Below are 16974 nucleotides of genomic sequence, written 5' to 3'. Positions count from 1 at the left end.
GATGGCGGCGCGTGCGAAGGTCGGAAGGCGGCCCCGGCAGCCCCGGGGCGGCGCCTGTGCGGGGCGCGGAAAGGGAGGGGCGGCGAGGCGGGCCCGTCAGGCGCCGCGTCGCCGCTCTCGCGCCCAGACATAGAGACCGGCGCCCACGATCACAAGCGCGCCCGCCACGGTCCAGCCGTCCGGCGTCTCGCCGAAGATCATGAAGCCCCAGAAGGTGCCGAAGATCAGCCCCGCATAGCCGATCGGCGCCAGCAGCGACGCGGGCGCGAGCGAGAGCGACAGGATCATCAGGTACTGCCCGATCCCGCCGATGATGCCGAAGCCGAACATCAGCGCCCCGTTCCCGGCCGAGGGCGTGGCCCAGTAGAACGGCACGATGAAGGTGGCCGCCACGGTCCCGAACAGCGACGTGTAGAGGAACGAGGTCAGCGGGTTCTCGGACGGGCCGAGGAAGCGCGTGGCGATGGAATAGGCGGCGTAGAAGAAGGCCGCGCCCATGGGCAGCAGCGAGGACCAGGAGAACACCTCGGCCCCCGGGCGGATGATGATCAGCGCGCCCGCGAAGCCCGCCACCACGCCCATCATCCGGCGCGGGCCGACCTGTTCGCCCAGCACCAGCACCGCGAGGATGGTGATGAACAGGGGCGCGACCTCGAACACCGCGATGGCCTCGGCGATGGGCAGCGCCTCGAGCGCCATGAAGAAGCAGAAGGTCGCCCCGAACAGGAGCCCCGAGCGCAGCGCCTGCAGCCCGTAATTGCGGGTCTTCAGCAGGGTCCGCAGGCGGGGGGCGAAGACGAGGAAGCCCCAGAAGGTCTGGCTGGCATAGCGCGCCCAGACCACCTGCATCGGCGGCTGGGTCTGCACCAGGTGCTTGGCGCAGGCGTCCATGACGGTGAAGAGGAAGATGGCGGCGAGCATCAGCACGATGCCCGAGCTTTCGGGGCCGAGGCGCTGGCCGATCTCGCGCACCCGGGCGATGCCGATCCCGAGGCCGGGGCGCGCCAGCGGCGCGGCGGCGGCGTCGGGGGCGTCCGGCGCGAAGGGCGCCGCTTGGGGAAGATCTTCGCGCTTGATCGGATCGGTCATGGAGGGCTCGGACGGCTGAACGGGGAAAATGCAAAGGCAGGCTTAGAATTTCCCCGGATACCACCCGGCGGGGGCGCCGCGCCAGTCTTGCGGGCGCCCCTTGCCATGAGCGTTCGTGGCCCCGGCCTTCACGGATCGTGACGGCGAGGCGGGAGGGGGGGGCCTCAGTCTCCGTCCCCGCGCTCCAGGTTCTCCAGCATCCGCGCCATGACCGCGAGGAAGGTGGAGAGGTCTTCCGGCGCCACCCCCTCGAGCATCTTCGCCTCCCAGCCGAGCGCGATCTCCATCACCTCGGCATGGACCCGCGCGCCCTCATCCGTAAGCCGCCACAGCGCGCGGCGGGCCTCGCCATGGGCCTCCAGCAGGCCCTTGTCCTTGAGCAGCGCCAGCGAGCGGCTCGCCGCGCTCTTGTTCATCCGCAGCTCGGCGCAGATCCGCTGCTGGCGGATGTCGGGGGCGACCGCGACCATCGCCAGCACCCGCCACTCGCCGATCCCGAAGCCGAAGCGGGCGCGGTAGATGGCCGAGGTCTCGCGGTTCCAGGCGCTGGAGACGGCGTTGAGCAGGAACGGCGCGTAGCGCGCGAGGTCCAGCGCCTCGCGCCCGCCCTCGGTCAGGGTCGGGCGGTCTTTCCTGGGCAGGACGGCGCGGGAGGGGCGCGGGATCGGTTCGGACATGGCGGCGACGGCGCCCCTTTCCTCAGCGCGGGACCAGGCGCAGCGGCAGGCGGTCGAGCGCGCGCATGGCGTTGTTGGGCCGCCAGACCGCTTCGCCATCCGGCTCGATCCGGTCCACGCGGGCGAGGAGCGCCGAGAGCACGGCCTCCAGCTCGGCCCGCGCCACGGTCTGCCCGACGCAGCCATGGATGCCGACGCCGAAGGCGAGATGCCCGACCGGGCGGCGATCCACGCGGAAGGCCATCGGGTCCTCCCATTTCTCCGGGTCGGTGTTGGCGGCGCCGAGGACGCAGAGGATCTTGGTCCCCTCGCGCACCGGGATGCCGGCGATCTCGGTGTCCTGCCCGGCGGTGCGGCAGAAGGTGTGGACGGGCGAGGTGAGGCGCAGCGCCTCCTCGATCGCCGGGCGGACCAGCGACGGGTCCGCCTTCAGCGCCGCCCACTGGTCGGGGTTCTGCGCGAAGCACCACAGCGCGTTGCCGATGCCGGTGACGGTGGTGTCGACCCCGGCCGAGAGGAAGGAGCGGACCAGCAGCCCGGCCTCTTCATGGGTGATCTCGCCCGCGTCGGCGGCGGAATAGACCGCGTCGCCCATGCCCCCCGGCGTCAGCCGCTCGCGCGAGCAGGAGGCGGCGATCCAGGGCGCGATCTCGGGCAGCAGCCCCCCCGCCCGGCGGCGCAGGGCGTTGTCGGGGCCGATGGAGTTGAACACCATGGCGCCGTAGTCGATCAGCTTGCGCCGGTCCGGGTCGGTCATGCCGACGGCGCGGGGGAAGACCTCGGTCGGGAAGGCCTCGGCGAATTCGGTCACCGCCTCGATCCGGCCCTGCCCCAGCGCCGCCTCGACCAGCGCGTCGGCGCTGGCGCGGAAATCGGCGGCGAGCGCCCTCGCCACCAGCGGCGACATCGCCTTCGCCATGACGCGGCGGGCGCGGGTGTGCTCGGGCGGGTCGACCTCGAGGATGATCGAGGGCGGACGCCAGGGTTTGCTGAGCTTGAAATCGTCGAGCCCGACGCCGCGGGAGCTGAGGAACCGGGCGTGGTCCGAGAACACCTCGCGGGTCTGCTCGAACCGCCCGACGGCGAGGGCGCCGTAGCGCGACAGGCGCACCACCGGGCCCTTGTCGCGCAGGGCGGCGTAATAGGCGAAGGGGTCGCGCAGCAGGTCCTCGTCATAGGGGTCCACGTCCCAGTCCGGCAGCTCCGGGTGGGCGGCGGCGGGGATGTGCCCGGCGATGAGCTCTTCGGCGGCGGCGGCGTCTGTGTCGACGGTCATGCGCTTCCTCCCTCGGCATGGACCGGGGCGGGCCGTCTTGCGCGGCGCGCGCCCCTGCGCGGGGGCCTCCCTGCCCGTCGCGCGCGGTTGAAGTTTCAACCGACGGACAGCCTGCGGGATTCGCGTTGAAACTTCAACTGAATTGCAGGGCGGGGGGGCGGGCACGCGAAAGGGCCGCTCCCCGGCGGGGGAGCGGCCCTTGGATCTGCGCGGCGGCGCCGATGGATCAGGACGCGCGGGGCGCGATCACCATGATCATCTGGCGGCCTTCCATCTTGGGCATGGATTCGACCTTGCCCAGCTCGGTCGTGTCGCCGGCGATGCGGTTGAGCAGGTCGCGCCCGAGCTCCTGGTGCGCCATCTCGCGCCCGCGGAACCGCAGGGTGACCTTGACCTTGTCGCCGTCCTCGAGGAACCGGGTCACGTTCTTCATCTTCACACCATAGTCGTGACTATCGATGTTCGGACGGAACTTGACCTCCTTGATCTCGATGACCTTCTGCTTCTTCTTCGCCTCGGCCGCCTTCTTTTGCTGTTCATACTTGAACTTGCCGAAGTCCATGATCTTGCACACGGGCGGCTTTGCGGTCGGCGAAATCTCCACCAGGTCGAGCCCGACGGATTCGGCCAGGCGCATGGCGTCGCCGGGGGTGACGACCCCACGGTTTTCGCCTTCGTGGTCGATCAGACGGATTTCGGTCGCGCGGATGCGGTCATTGACGCGCGGGCCGGTGTCTCGGACGGGCGGAGCGTGATGCGGGCGTCTGGCGATGGCTTTCTGGTCCTCTGCAACTGACGGGAAACTCACCGCATCGAAGAACAGGCGTGTGATGCGGGAAGGCGGGCCGCCGCGGACAGCCGGATGGCCGGGCGACGGACCCTCTGTAAGAATACTCCGCGGCGCGTCAAGTTCAAGCGTGATGCGCGTCGCTGAGTCGCGCCCCGTTCCCGCCCGGCGGCGGCGCGGCGACGGCGCGGGGCCGGACGCTTATGGGGACGACGCGGCCATTTCCAACCGCCCCCCGGCTGGGGTATCAGGTCGGCCATGCTCCAGACAGCCCAGAACGCCTTCCTGAACGTAGACCGCTCCGTCACCGGCCGCCGCTGGGTCGGCCCGGACCCGGAGATCGAACGCCGCGGCCTCGCCATCGCGCAGGCGACGGGGCTGCCCGAGATCCTGGGCCGCATCCTCGCCGCCCGCGGCGTGGCGGCGGAGGAGGCCGCGGCCTACCTGGAACCCACGCTGCGGGACCTGATGCCCGACCCCTCGGTGCTGCGCGACATGGACAAGGCGGCCGAGACGCTGGCCGCGGCGGTGACGGGGCGGCGGCGCGTGGCGCTGTTCTCGGATTACGACGTGGACGGGGCGGCCTCGGCCGCGATCATGATCCGCTGGCTGCGCGCGCAGGGGATCGACCCGGCGCTGCACATCCCCGACCGGATCGACGAGGGCTACGGCCCCAACATCCCGGCGATGGAGGCGCTGGCCAGGCGCGCCGACCTGATCATCTGCCTCGATTGCGGGACGCTCAGCCACGAGCCGATCGCGGCCGCCGTCGCCGCGGGGGCCGAGGTGATGGTGATCGATCACCATCTTGGCGGCGAGACCCTGCCCCCGGCGAGCGCGGTGGTGAACCCCAACCGGCAGGATGAAAGCGGGACGCTGAGCCAGCTCTGCGCCGCGGCGATGGCGTTCCTGCTGCTGGTGGCGGCGAACCGGGTTCTGCGGGCGAAGGGGGGCAAGGCGCCCGACCTGATGCCGCTGCTGGAATTCGCGGCGCTGGCCACGGTGGCGGACGTGGCGCCGCTGACCGGGCTCAACCGCGCCATCGTGCGCACCGGGCTGAAGGTGATGGCGCGGCGCGGCACGCCGGGGCTGGCGGCGCTGTCGGACGCGGCGCGGCTGACCTCGCCGCCCGCCGCCTTCCATCTCGGCTTCCTCCTCGGCCCGCGGATCAATGCCGGGGGGCGCGTGGGCCAGGCCGATCTCGGCGCGCGGCTCCTGTCCACCGACGACGCGCGCGAGGCGGCGGAGATCGCCGCCCTCCTCGACGGCTACAATGACGAGCGGCGGCGGATCGAGGCGGAGGTCCTCGCCGCCGCCACCGCGCAGGCCGAGGAACGGGGCGCCGACGGCCCGCTGGTCTGGGCCGCGGGGGAAGGCTGGCACCCGGGCGTGGTGGGCATCGTCGCCTCCCGCCTCAAGGAGGCGTTCCACCGCCCCGCCGTGGTCATCGGCATCGACGCGGCGGGCGAGGGCAAGGGCTCGGGCCGCTCGGTCGAAGGCGTGGACCTCGGCACCGACATCGCCGCGCTGGCGCGCGAGGGGCTGCTGCTCAAGGGCGGCGGGCACAAGATGGCCGCGGGGCTGACCGTGGCGGCCGAGAAGCTGGAGGAGGCGATGGCGGCCCTCTCCGAGCGGCTCGGCAAGCAGGGCGCCGGCAAGGGCGGCCCGCGGGACCTGCGGATCGACGGCGCCGTCGGCCCCGGCGGCGCGACGCTGGACCTGGTGGCGCAGGTCGACCAGGCCGGGCCCTGGGGCGCCGCGGCCCCGGCCCCGCGCTTCGCGATTCCCGCCGCCCACGTGGTCCACACGCGGCGGATGGGCGAGGCGCATATCGGCGTGACGCTCTCCGACGCCGCCCGCGGGGGCGCGCGGCTCGACGCCGCCTGCTTCCGCGCCTTCGAAGGCCCCTTGGGCGATTTCCTGCAGTCCCGCGCCGGCGCGCCGGTGCATGTCGCCGGGCGGCTCGAGATCGACGACTGGGGCGGGCGGCGGCGCGCGCGCCTGCGGATCGAGGACGCCGCCGCGCCCGCTTGAGGGGCCTTGAATTCGGGTCCCCGCGGGACGCGGAAGGCCTCCGCGCGGCGGGGTTCGGCGCCGCCCTGCGGGCCGCTGAAAAAAGTTGGAAAAAACTGCGCCGCCCCCTCTTGCGCCCCCGAGCGCGGGTCTGTAGAAGCCCTCTCACCGCACAGCGAGCGCCCATCGTCTAGCGGTCTAGGACGTCGCCCTTTCACGGCGAAAACACGGGTTCGAGTCCCGTTGGGCGTACCACTGTACGGCGGTTGAAAGACCGCAGAACGCCTCCCGCGCACCGCGCGGGAGGCGTTCTTCGTTTTGCGCCCCCCCCGCCGCAAGCGCCCGCAAGGGGAGCAGGGCGGGCCGGATGCGGGCGGCGGAGCGCAGCTCCGGGCCCGCGATGGGCCGGCCTGCGCCCCGCCGCCGCGGCGCCGCTTGCGCCGGGGCGCGGCGCTTGCTCTTCTGCGCGCTCCCGTCACGAGCCAGAGGCCCCAGCCCATGACCGACGCATCCCCCTGCCCGCCGATCCAGGACGCCGACTGGCCCGAAGCCGCCGCCGAGCTGCAGGGCGGCTTCGCCACGGCCCTCAACGTCTACCGCACCATGGCGCATCACCCGGACCTGCTGCGGGCCTGGGCGCCGCTGCGCGACCACGTGGTGAAGAAATCCGCCCTCGGGCCCGACCGGTCCGAGGTGGTGATCCTGCGCGCCGCCTACCGGATGGGCTCGCCCTATGAATGGGGGCACCATGTCCACCGCGCGCGGCTGCTCGGCTGGGACGACGCGCGCATCGCGGCGCTGAAGGGGATGCCCGAGGGCGAGGACGGGCTGATCGCCCGCGCGGTCGACGCGCTCTTCGACCACAAGCGCCTGTCGCTGGAACAGGAGGCCGAGCTGGCCGAGGCCATCGGGCGCGAAGCGGTGATCGACCTGATCGCCACGGTCGGCTTCTACTCGGTGCTCGGGTACCTGCTGATGACCTACGAGACGCCGATCGACGATGACGTGGCCGAGGGGCTGGCCAAGGCGCCGCTGCCGCTCTGAACCCGCCGCCCGCCGCCAAAAACGCAGAACGCCCCGCCGGGAGGACCGGCGGGGCGTTTCGCATGGCAAGGCGCCGGGGGTCAGGCCGCCTCGGCGCCCTCGGCCACGTCGGCGGCGCCCGCCGCGGCCAGCAGCTGCGCGTTGCCGCCCGAGGCGGTGGTGTCCACGCACAGGTGCCGCTCCTGCATCACGTGGCCCAGGTCCGGCGCCGCGCATATCAGCGGCAGGATCGGGCCGGAGCGCGCCGCGAGCGCCGCCGCGTAGCCCCGCGCCGCCTCCGCATCGCCCCACCACAGCACGCCCGAGAGGCCGGTCAGCGCCCGCAGGGCCGCCGCATCCACGCCCCCCGGCGCCACGGCCGCCGCGCCGCCGAGGGCGCGCACGGCCTGCGCCTGCGCCTCCGCCGCCGCGCGGCCGGGCCCGAGGCACAGGACCGGCGCCCGCGGGACCATCCGCAGCCGGTTCGATTCGCCCGTCGGCCCCGGCATCTCGCGCGCCGGAACCGGGCGGCCCTGCCCCGCCGCGGCGTCCAGCGCCGCCTGCACCGCAGCCGCGTCCGCCGGCGCCTCCCAGGACGCCGAGACCACGCGCGCCTCGGGGCGGCGGAAGCGCGCGAGGTAGTTCGGCCCGCCCGCCTTCGGCCCGGTGCCGGAGAGACCCTCGCCGCCGAAGGGCTGCGATTCGACGACCGCGCCGACCTGGTTGCGGTTGACGTAGACATTCCCGGCCTCGACCCGGTCCGCCACCTGCTGCACCCGCGCGTCGATGCGGCTGTGCAGCCCGAAGGTCAGCCCGTAGCCGGCGCCATTCACCGCGTCGATCACCGCGTCCACCTCGCCCGCCTTGAAGGCGGCGATGTGCAGGACCGGGCCGAACACCTCGCGCCCGATGTCTTCAATGCCGTTCACCCGGATCAGCGCCGGGCCGGTGAAGCTGCCCTGCGCGGGCGCCTCCAGCCGCCGGATCAGCCGCCCCTCGGCCTCGGCCGCGGCGACATGCGCCTCGATCCCCTCGCGCGCCGCCTGGTCGATCACCGGGCCCACATCCGTGGAGAGCTTCCATGGGTCCCCGACGCTGAGCGCATCCATGGCGCCGAGGATCATCTCGGTCAGCGGCTTCGCGACGTCCTCCTGCACGTAGAGGCAGCGCAGGGCCGAGCAGCGCTGGCCCGCCGACTGGAAGGCCGAGGCGATGATGTCCCGCACCGCCTGTTCGGGCAGCGCGGTGCTGTCGACGATCATGGCGTTGAGGCCCCCCGTCTCGGCGATCAGCGGCGCGCCGGGGGCGAGGTGTTCGGCCATCGCCGCCTGGATGCGCCTGGCGGTCTCGGTCGAGCCGGTGAAGGCCACGCCGTCCACGCGCGCGTCCGAGGTCAGCGCGGCGCCGACCGCGCCGCCGCCCGGCAGCAGCTGGAGGGCATGGCGCGGCACCCCGGCCTCGTGCAGCAGGCGCACGGCCATGGCGGCCACCAGCGGCGTCTGCGGGGCGGGTTTGGCCAGCACCGCGTTGCCGGTGGCGAGCGCCGCGGCCACCTGCCCGGTGAAGATCGCCAGCGGGAAGTTCCAGGGGCTGATGCAGGTGAAGACCCCGCGCGGCGGCGTCGCGTCGGCGCCGTTCGCATAGAAGCGCAGGAAGTCCACCGCCTCGCGCAGCTCGGCCACGGCGTCCATCAGCGTCTTCCCGGCCTCGTCCGCCAGCGCGGCGAAGAGGGGGCCGTACTGGGCCTCGTAGAGGTCGGCGGCGGCGCGCAGGACCGCGGCGCGCGCCTCGGGCGGGGCGGTCCAGGGGCGGGCGGCGGCGAGGGCCGCGGCGGCGGCCTCGGGGCCCGCCTCCTCGACCTCGGCCACCACGTGCCCGTCGATGGGGCTGAGGACCGGGCGCAGCGGGCCGGGCGCGGCCTCGGCGGCGAGGATCGGCCCGGCGGAGGGGATCTCGGCCGCCCGCGCCGCGTCGATGCGGGCCAGCGTGGGGGCGTCCGACAGGTCGAACCCGGCCGAGTTGCGCCGCGAAGGCCCGAACAGCTCCGGCCCCGTCGGGATCAGCGGATGCGCGTCGGCCATGCCTTCAAGGGCGGCGAAGGGACAGGCGGCGATGGTCTCGGGCGCGACGCCCTCGTCCACGATCTGGTTCACGAAGCTGGAATTGGCGCCGTTCTCCAGCAGGCGGCGGACGAGATAGGCCAGCAGCTCGCGATGCGCCCCCACCGGGGCGTAGATGCGGCAGGCGGCCTTGCGGCGCTGGACGATGATGTCATGCAGCCGCTCGCCCATCCCGTGCAGGCGCTGGAACTCGTAGCCCTCGACGCCCCCGGCCATGCGCAGCACGGCGGCGACGGTATGGGCGTTGTGGGTGGCGAACTGGGGGTAGATCCGGCCGCGCCGGTCCAGCAGGCGGCGGGCGCAGGCGATATAGCTGACATCCGTGGCCTGCTTGCGGGTGAAGACGGGGAAATCCTCCAGGCCCTCGACCTGGGCGCGCTTGATCTCGGTGTCCCAGTAGGCGCCCTTCACCAGCCGCACGGCGATGCGGCGGTCGAGCTTGTCCGCCAGCGCGTGCAGCCAGTCGATCACCGGCAGGGCGCGGCGCCCGTAGGCCTGCACGACGACGCCGAAACCGTCCCACCCCTCCAGCGCGGGATCGGACAGCACGCCCTCGATCACCTTGAGCGACAGGACCAGCCGGTCCGCCTCCTCGGCGTCCACCGACAGCCCCATGCCTGCCTCGGCCGCCTGGCGGGCGAGGGCGCCGAGCGCGGGGACGAGGGCCGCCAGCGCCGCCTCCTCCTGCGCCACCTCGTAGCGGGGAAACAGGGCCGAGAGCTTGACCGAGATGCCCGGGTTGCGGCGCGGGTCATCCCCCTTGCAGCGCTTGGCGATGGCGGCGATGGCGCGCTGGTAGGCGTCCATGTAGCGCGCGGCGTCGGCATGGGTCATCGCCGCCTCGCCCAGCATGTCGAAGGAGTGGGTGTAGCCCTGCCCCTCACGCGTGCGGCCGCGGTCCATGGCGGCCTCGATGCTCTCGCCGAGGACGAACTGGCGGCCCATCTCCTTCATCGCGCGCTGCACGGCGGCGCGGATGACAGGCTCCCCGAGGCGCTTCACGGCGCCGCGCAGACGCCCCGCGATCCCCTGCCCGCCCTCGTCCAGCACGCGCCCCGTCAGCATCAGCGCCCAGGTCGACCCGTTGACCAGCGGCGAGGCGGAATGCCCGAGATGGCGGCCCCAGTCCGAGGGGGCGATCTTGTCCTCGATCAGCTCATCCACCGTCTCGGCGTCCGGGACGCGCAGCAGCGCCTCCGCGAGGCACATCAGCGCGATCCCCTCATCGGTCGAGAGGCCGTATTCGGCGAGGAACACCTCCATCAGCCCCGGTTTCGCCGAAGAGCGAATGTCCCGCACCAGCCCGGCGCCGTCGGCCGAGATGGCGGCGCGCTCGGCCGCGGGCAAGGCGGCGACGCGGGCGAGATCGGCCAGCAGCGGCCCCTCGGGGGCGCGCTTGCCGGCCTCGATGGCGGCGAACAGGCGGGAGATATGGGCGGCGGTGCTCATGGCGGGGCGCTTTCGGGGCTGGTGAATTGCGGCTCGGCCCATGGTACAGCAGGCCGGGCGGACGATCAGACCATTCCCGCCCGATCCGCAGTCCGACCGGAGCGATTTGAGCATGGATGATGGACGATATGACGAGAACGGCCTCGACCGTGCGGACCGCGCGATCCTGCGGGAGCTGGCGGCGGACGGGCGGATCTCGATGACCGAGCTTGCCCGGCGCGCGGGGCTGAGCAAGACGCCGGTGCTGGCGCGGGTGAAGCGGCTGGAGAAGGCGGGCTTCATCCAGGGCTACGGCGCGCGGCTGAACTGGGCGAAGATGGGCCGCGGCCGGGTGACCTTCGTGGAGGTGCGCCTGTCGGACACGCGCGAGCCTGCGCTGAAGGCGTTCCGCGACGCGGCGATGGCGGCCCCGGCGATCGTGGAATGCCACATGATCGCCGGGGCCTTCGATTACCTGCTGAAGGTCCGCACCCGCGATATCGACGAATACCGGCGGGTCATGGGAGAGGTGGTCTCGGCCATGCCCCACGTGTCCAGCACCTCGACCCACGTGGTGATGGAGCAGGTGAAGGACGAGATCGGGCCCGGCGGGCCGGAGTGAGGCGGGCCTGAGCGAGGCCCGCCCGCCTCCCCTCAGCCCATGCGGGCGAGGGCGTCCAGGAAGAAAGGCCGGAACCCCTCGGGGTGCTCGGACATCGGGAAGTGGCCGACTTCGTCCATGACCGCGATGGTCGCGCCGTCGATGGCGTCCGCGGTGCGCTGCGCGTCCTCGGGCGTGCAGGTCAGGTCATAGGCGCCGACGATGATGTGGACGGGGGTTTTCGACGTGTCGATGGCCCCGAGGCGCCCGATCAGGCTGTCATCCCGCGTGTAAAAGCTCAGGTCGCCGCGGAACACGCCGGGGCCGGATTGCATGAACATCCACTGCGTCGCCCAGCGGTCGGCGCCCGGCGCGTGGGGGGTGATGTTGGCCGAGACGAGGGCGGCGCCCATCTCGCCCCCATGCGCATCGGGGCGGTGGAACCAGTCGATATCGTACCAGGCGGGCTGGAAATCCGACGCCTCGATGGCGATGAAGCCCGAGAATTTCTCCGGGTGCAGGGCGGCGAGCTGCAGCGCGATGCGCCCGCCCATGGACACCCCCGCGAGGATCGGCTTCTCGAGGCCCAGCGCGTCGACCATGGCGAGGACCGTCTCGATATAGGCCTCGGTGGTGAGAAGGTATTCTTCCGTCTCCCAGCCCTCGGGCGGCAGGGATTTGCCGTGCCAGGGCATGTCGAAGGCGATCAGGCGGTGGCTGTCGGTGATCTCCGCGTCGTTCATCTGCGCGCGCCACTGGCCGGTATGGGCGCCGGCGGTGTGCAGGCAGAGGACCGGGCGGCCCTGCCCGGCCTCCTCGAAATAGACCCGGTGCGGACGGCCCGAGAGGGTGAGGTGCACGTAGCGCCCCGTGATCGGCTCGATCCCCTGCGGCGCGGGCGCCGGGGCGGCGGCGGGGGCCGGTTCGCGGCCCAGCGCCATGAATTCCTTGAAGAAGCGCAGGTTCTTGACCAGCGCCAGGATGTCGCCGTCGATCGACCCGCGGCCGATCTTCACCAGCCCGAAGATGTCGTGGAAGCCCGGCGCGGGGGCGGCCTGCCAGAACGCTTCCAGCGCCGCGGCATCCGTTGAAAAGGCGAAGCGCCACGGCGTCTTGCGGCTCGGGCCCGGGGTCGCGTCGACGAGGCGGCCCTTCTCGAAGGTCAGGTAGAATTCGTCCCCGTCCACCCGCAGCAGCACGGTGTCCGAGAACAGGCGCCCGAGGCGCACGAGGTGGGGCGTTGCGTCGAGGCGCCACCGCATGGCGTCGAGCTTGGCGATCATCGGGTCTCCTTTCCCGCGTCCCGCGGGGCCGTTCCGGCGCGGTCCGCCGCGCGGAGGCGCAGGGTGCAGCGGCGGCGGCGCGGTTCCAATACCTTTCGCGGTATGGGCCGATACCGCCCGGCGGGCGGCGCCCGGCCCCGGCCCCAGTCCCGCCCGTCCGCCGCCCCGCCCTGCCGCCCGGAGTATGGAGCGATACCGCGCCGGGCATTGGCCCCGCCCCGCCGCGCCGATCAATATGCCGCCGAGGCCGCGCCGCCGACCACCGCCGCGCCGCCGACCACCGCCAGGGAAGCAACCGGGGCCGCCGCACGGACCCCGCGGGAGGAGGACCGCCCCATGCGCAACGTCACCATCGACAACGTCACCGACATCGTGCTCGCCTCGATGGGCAGGCACGGCGAACAGACCCCGCGCCAGCAGGAGGTGATGGCCAGCCTCGTCAAGCACCTGCACGCCTTCTGCAAGGACGTGAAGCTGCAGCATTCCGAGTTCCTCTACGCCTGCGACTATCTCGGCCGCGCGGGCGCGCTGTGCAGCGACAAGCGGCAGGAATTCATCCTGCTGGGCGACATCCTCGGGGTCGAGGTGCTGGTCGACATGCTCACCCGCCCCGTGCGCGACGGCGAATCCGAGAGCACCGTCCTCGGGCCGTTCTACCGCGAGAACCCGCCGGTCCTTCCCAACGGCGCCTCCTGCGTGCTGAAGGATTTCGAGGGGCAGGAGACGGTGCTGGTCGAGGGCGTGATCCGCGACACCGACGGGAACCCGATCGAGGGCGTCCTCGTGGACATCTGGGAGGACGCGCCGAACGGCCTCTATGAAAACCACGACCCCGAGCAGCCCGACTACAACCTGCGCGGCCGCTACATGACCGATGCCGAAGGGCGCTACGCCTTCCGCGCGCTGCGCCCCGCGCCCTACCCGATCCCCGAGGACGAGACCGCGGGCGAGCTGATCCACGCCATGGGCCACCACCCGATGCGCCCCGGGCACATCCATTTCCTGCTGGAGAAGGAGGGCTTCGGGACGCTGGTCAGCCAGGTCTTCGACTCGGAGTCGGATTACATCGACAACGACTCGGTCTTCGCGGTGAAGGAGAGCCTGATCGCCAGGTTCGAGAAAGCGGCCCCCGAGCACGGGACCGACCTGCACGTGACCTTCGACTTCGTGCTGGCCCCCGCGGCGGCGGCGGAGACGCTCGCCGCCGAGTGAGGCCTCGGGGCCGCGCGCGCCGCTCCCGTGCGTCGCGCGGCCTCCACGCGGCGCGGCCCGCCTGCACGGCCCCGCCCGCGCCCCCGTCGCCCCCGGCGCCGGGGGCTTTTTCGTCTTGCCCCGGTGGGCGGGCGGCGGTTCGATGACGCCCCGCCCGCCCCTTCAGCGCGCGCCCTTCGCAAGGACCCGGCCCATGAACGTCAAGCAGCTGCGCTATTTCGTGGCGGTGGCCGAGGAGCTGCATTTCGGCCGCGCCGCCGGGCGGCTCGGCATGGCGCAGCCGCCGCTCTCGCGCCAGATCAAGCAGTTCGAGGAGGAGCTCGGCGCGGTCCTGTTCAACCGCGGCCGCAACGCGGTGACCCTGACCCAGGCGGGCGAGCGGCTGCTGGTGCGCGCCCGGGCCATCCTGGCGCAGATCGAGGATGCGCGGCGCGAGATCCGGCGCATCGGCGAGGGGGCCGAGGGGCGGCTTCGGATCGGCTTCGTCGGCTCGGCCACCTACGGGATCCTGCCGACGATCATCAAGAGCTTCCGCGCCGGGCATCCGGACGTGGAGCTGAGCCTTTCGCCGATGAACAATGCGCGCCTGCAGCGGGCGCTGGTGGCGCGCGAGATCGACGTGGCCTTCGCGCGCCCGGCGCTGGAGGACGCCGAGTTCTCCACCCGGCGGCTGCAGGACGAGCCGCTGGTGCTGGCGGCGCCGGACACGCTCGATCTCGGGCCCTCGGCGGATCTCTCGGCGCTCGCGGACCAGACCTTCCTGCTCTACCCCGAATATCCGCGGCCGTCCTACGCCGATTTCGTGATCGACGCCTGCGCCGAGCACGGGGTGGAGATCGCGAAGCGGGCCTTCACCATGGACCTGCAGACGGCGCTGAGCCTGGTGGCGATCGGCGAGGGGGTGTGCATCGTGCCGCGCTCGGTCGGCTCGGCGCAGCGGCACGGGATCCGGTTCCACCCCATCGCCCAGAAGCTGCGCCAGACGGCGCTGTCGGTGAACAGCCGCCTCGATGAGCAGGGCGTCCACGTGAAGGCGTTCCTGACCATCGCCCAGCAGGTGGCGCGGCGGGTGCTGAAGACGGCGCACGGCTGAGCGGAACGGCGCCTGAGCGGGTCGGCGGAGCGCAGCAAAGGAAGGCGCGCGCCCGGCGGCGGCGCAGCCGTCGCCTCCGCCCGCGCGTGCGGGGGGCTTGTCCCCTCGCCGAGCGGGCGGATCGCCGGTTGAGGGCGGGGGCGGACGGCCGTCCTCGGGGGGCGTGACGCCCCCGCTCGTCCGCCCGGCCGCGCGGGGCGCGGCGGCGCTTGCGGCGGGCCTGGGCGCCCCTCAGGCCCCCGCGGCGCGGGTCATGCCCCCGGTCCGGTCGCGGCGGAAACGGTTCACCGCCTCCATGTCGAGGGCCACGCCGATCCCGTCCCCCTCGGGCAGGTGCACGGCGAAATCGCGGTAGACCAGCGGCGTTTGCAGGATCTCCTCGCGCATCAAGAGCGGGCCGAACAGCTCGCAGCCCCAGGCCAGCCCGGGCTGCGCGGAGAACAGGTGCAGCGCAGCCGCCGTGCCCACCCCGGCCTCGAGCATCGTGCCGCCGTAAAGGCCCAGCCCCGCGGCCCGGCCCATGGCGCAGACCGCGGCCGCGGGGGCGAGGCCGCCCGACTGCGCGATCTTCACCGCCAGCACATCCGCCGCCCCCGCGGCGCAGACGGCCATCGCGTCGGCAGGCCCCTGCAGCGCCTCGTCCGCCATCACCGCGATCTCGTAGCCCGCGGTCAGCGCGGCCATGCCGTCGCGGTCCCCGGCGGCGATGGGCTGCTCCACGAGGTCGCAGCCGATCTCCTGCAGCCCGCGCAGGCCCCAGCGGGCGTCGTGGCGCGACCAGGCCTGGTTGACGTCGACGCGGATCGAGGCCCGCCCCTCCACCGCCCGGGCGATGGCCGCGACATGGGCCACGTCCTCGCGCACCGGGCGCTTGCCGATCTTGAGCTTGAAGATGTCGTGGCGCCGGGTCTCCAGCATCTCCAGCGCCTCTTCCGCATCCGTCTCGGAGCGGCCCGAGGCGAGGGTCCAGGCGCAGGGGATGGCGCGGCGCATCGCGCCCCCGAACAGGCGGTGCAGCGGGGTTCCGAGCCGCCGCGCCAGCCCGTCCCAGAGCGCGGTCTCCACCGCGCAGCGGGCGATGGGATTGCCGCGCACCACCTTGCCCATCAGCGCCGCGGCGCCCGCGACCTCGTCCGCCGGGCGCCCGACAAGCGCCGGCGCGATATAGGCGTCGACGGCGGTCTTGATGCTCTCGGGGCTTTCGGCCCCGTAGGACATGCCGCCGATCGATGTCCCCTCGCCCAGCCCCTCCGAGCCGTCCGAGAACAGGACCCGCACCAGCACGATGGACTGCACGGTCATCGTGGTCATCGACAGCACGTGGCCGCGGATCGTGGGGAGGTCGACGAGGATGGTCTCGATGCGGTCGATGCTGGTCACGTGGGGCGCGCCTTCAGGCAGGGGATAGGGATCGGGCGCCAGAATGCCCGGGCGGGCGCGGGCGGGGCAAATACCCGGGCGATCTCATCCGATACCCGCGGGCGACGCCGGGGGCGCGACGCGGGCGAGGCGGCGCAAGCGGTCTGCAGCGGATCTGAAGAATTCAAGAATACCGGAAGACCTGCACAGCGTATTCACCAAACTCCTCTTGAGAATCCGCAGAGCTTCTCGCAGAATTCAGCGGCGAGCACGCCGAGGGACTTGGACGTCACTCCCCCCTGCATCGGCGGCCAGCCCCCCTGCTCGCGCGCCGTCGCCCGACCGCCCCGTCGGGCGCGGCGCCCGGCGACGGAGCGGTCGGCACGCCACGGCCCGCCGCCCCGACCGCCCGCGGCCAGGTCCCGCCCGCCCCCCGGGACCGGACCTGGCCGCGGGCCCTTGCCGCGACGGGCGGCCCAGCGCGCCGCCCGAACCGACCGCGCCCCGCGCGCCCCGCCTTCTGCGCCCCCGTGCGCGCCACCTCCTGCGCCCACCGTGCGCGCCACCTTCCGCCCCCCGTGCGCGCCACCTTCCGCCCCCCGCACGCGCCGCCTTCTGCGCCCCCGTGCGCGCCGTCATGTGCGCCGCGGCGCCGCCCCTCGCCCCGACCGGCCCTTCGCATCTGCACACAAAGGGCGCACATGCGGCGAAAAAGCGGCGCGCAATTGGGCGCCCGGGGCGAAACGCCTGTTTTTCCGCCCGGCGGTTTCGCGAAACCCTTGTTTCCAGCGGCCCGAATCGCTTCCCTGAACGGGCAGGACGCTTAGGGTTCCGCTCACCCCGCCAACCGTGCCGCCGGGGTGAGGCCTGGTCCGAGAAGCGTCACCCGCCCGGCAAATTCCGGCGCGGGCACACGGCGGGCCAAAATCCCGGGAGAGCACTGCGACGGTCGACCCGCGCTCTTTCTCCATGTTCCGCAAGCGGGCTGTTCGGCATCCTCAGACCGCGGCGGA

12 protein-coding genes, 1 tRNA gene and 1 riboswitch are annotated in these 16974 nt (G+C 73.0%); of the genes, 6 read left to right on the top strand and 7 right to left on the bottom strand.

The annotated features are described in order from the left end of the window. Window positions 1-96 precede the first annotated feature (96 nt). From ACQ5SO_RS07825 to infC, 4 genes are all read right to left on the bottom strand, one after another. Window positions 97-1089, bottom strand: a complete 993-nt coding sequence (locus ACQ5SO_RS07825; protein ID WP_430941024.1) for a DMT family transporter — start codon at window positions 1087-1089, stop codon at window positions 97-99. Window positions 1090-1253: 164 nt separating this feature from the next. Beyond that, on the bottom strand, window positions 1254-1766 hold the full coding sequence (locus tag ACQ5SO_RS07820) for a MarR family winged helix-turn-helix transcriptional regulator (protein WP_430941023.1): 513 nt from the start codon (window positions 1764-1766) through the stop codon (window positions 1254-1256). A 22-nt stretch (window positions 1767-1788) separates the two neighbouring features. Beyond that, window positions 1789-3042: a cytochrome P450 gene (locus tag ACQ5SO_RS07815; protein ID WP_430941022.1), complete on the bottom strand. Its 1254-nt coding sequence runs from the start codon at window positions 3040-3042 to the stop codon at window positions 1789-1791. 226 nt (window positions 3043-3268) lie between these two features. Then, entirely contained in the window at window positions 3269-3850 is a 582-nt protein-coding gene (gene infC / locus ACQ5SO_RS07810; RefSeq protein WP_430941021.1) for a translation initiation factor IF-3, read from the bottom strand. A gap of 237 nt (window positions 3851-4087) precedes the next feature. On the opposite strand from infC, the gene recJ reads away from it, so the two are divergent. From recJ to ACQ5SO_RS07795, 3 genes are all read left to right on the top strand, one after another. Next, the gene (gene recJ / locus ACQ5SO_RS07805; protein WP_430941020.1) at window positions 4088-5863 is read left to right on the top strand and encodes a single-stranded-DNA-specific exonuclease RecJ; all 1776 of its coding nucleotides are present in this window, start codon (window positions 4088-4090) and stop codon (window positions 5861-5863) included. A 158-nt stretch (window positions 5864-6021) separates the two neighbouring features. Continuing rightward, a tRNA-Glu gene (locus ACQ5SO_RS07800) sits at window positions 6022-6097 on the top strand. A gap of 243 nt (window positions 6098-6340) precedes the next feature. Continuing rightward, the gene (locus ACQ5SO_RS07795) at window positions 6341-6886 is read left to right on the top strand and encodes a carboxymuconolactone decarboxylase family protein (RefSeq protein WP_430941019.1); all 546 of its coding nucleotides are present in this window, start codon (window positions 6341-6343) and stop codon (window positions 6884-6886) included. An 80-nt stretch (window positions 6887-6966) separates the two neighbouring features. On the opposite strand, the gene putA is transcribed toward ACQ5SO_RS07795, so the two are convergent. Then, complete coding sequence (gene putA / locus ACQ5SO_RS07790; protein WP_430941018.1) at window positions 6967-10434, bottom strand: bifunctional proline dehydrogenase/L-glutamate gamma-semialdehyde dehydrogenase PutA; 3468 nt, start codon at window positions 10432-10434, stop codon at window positions 6967-6969. A 112-nt stretch (window positions 10435-10546) separates the two neighbouring features. Here putA and ACQ5SO_RS07785 point away from each other — a divergent pair, with 112 nt between their 5' ends. Then, window positions 10547-11035 (top strand): Lrp/AsnC family transcriptional regulator, encoded by a 489-nt coding sequence (locus tag ACQ5SO_RS07785; RefSeq protein WP_430941017.1) that lies wholly within the window; start codon window positions 10547-10549, stop codon window positions 11033-11035. Window positions 11036-11067: 32 nt separating this feature from the next. On the opposite strand, the gene ACQ5SO_RS07780 is transcribed toward ACQ5SO_RS07785, so the two are convergent. After that, window positions 11068-11955 carry an alpha/beta fold hydrolase gene (locus ACQ5SO_RS07780; protein WP_430941056.1) on the bottom strand — a complete coding sequence of 296 codons (888 nt, stop codon included), beginning with the start codon at window positions 11953-11955 and terminating at the stop codon, window positions 11068-11070. A 678-nt stretch (window positions 11956-12633) separates the two neighbouring features. Here ACQ5SO_RS07780 and ACQ5SO_RS07775 point away from each other — a divergent pair. Together ACQ5SO_RS07775 and ACQ5SO_RS07770 are read left to right on the top strand one after the other, a co-directional pair. Beyond that, window positions 12634-13509, top strand: a complete 876-nt coding sequence (locus ACQ5SO_RS07775) for a dioxygenase (RefSeq protein WP_430941016.1) — start codon at window positions 12634-12636, stop codon at window positions 13507-13509. A gap of 193 nt (window positions 13510-13702) precedes the next feature. Further along, window positions 13703-14602, top strand: coding sequence for a LysR family transcriptional regulator (locus ACQ5SO_RS07770; RefSeq protein WP_430941015.1), 900 nt, complete (start codon window positions 13703-13705; stop codon window positions 14600-14602). A gap of 231 nt (window positions 14603-14833) precedes the next feature. Here ACQ5SO_RS07770 and ACQ5SO_RS07765 read toward each other — a convergent pair whose 3' ends face one another. Next, window positions 14834-15982 (bottom strand): muconate/chloromuconate family cycloisomerase, encoded by a 1149-nt coding sequence (locus ACQ5SO_RS07765; protein WP_430941014.1) that lies wholly within the window; start codon window positions 15980-15982, stop codon window positions 14834-14836. Between the two features lie 791 nt (window positions 15983-16773). Next, a riboswitch (guanidine-I (ykkC/yxkD leader) is annotated at window positions 16774-16899 on the top strand. Window positions 16900-16974 lie beyond the last annotated feature (75 nt).

This window comes from Rhodovulum sp. DZ06 (genome assembly GCF_050586345.1).
Lineage (GTDB): Bacteria > Pseudomonadota > Alphaproteobacteria > Rhodobacterales > Rhodobacteraceae > JBOCEF01.
Note: the sequence above shows the minus strand (reverse complement) of the source record. Positions and strands in the feature narration are given on the sequence as shown.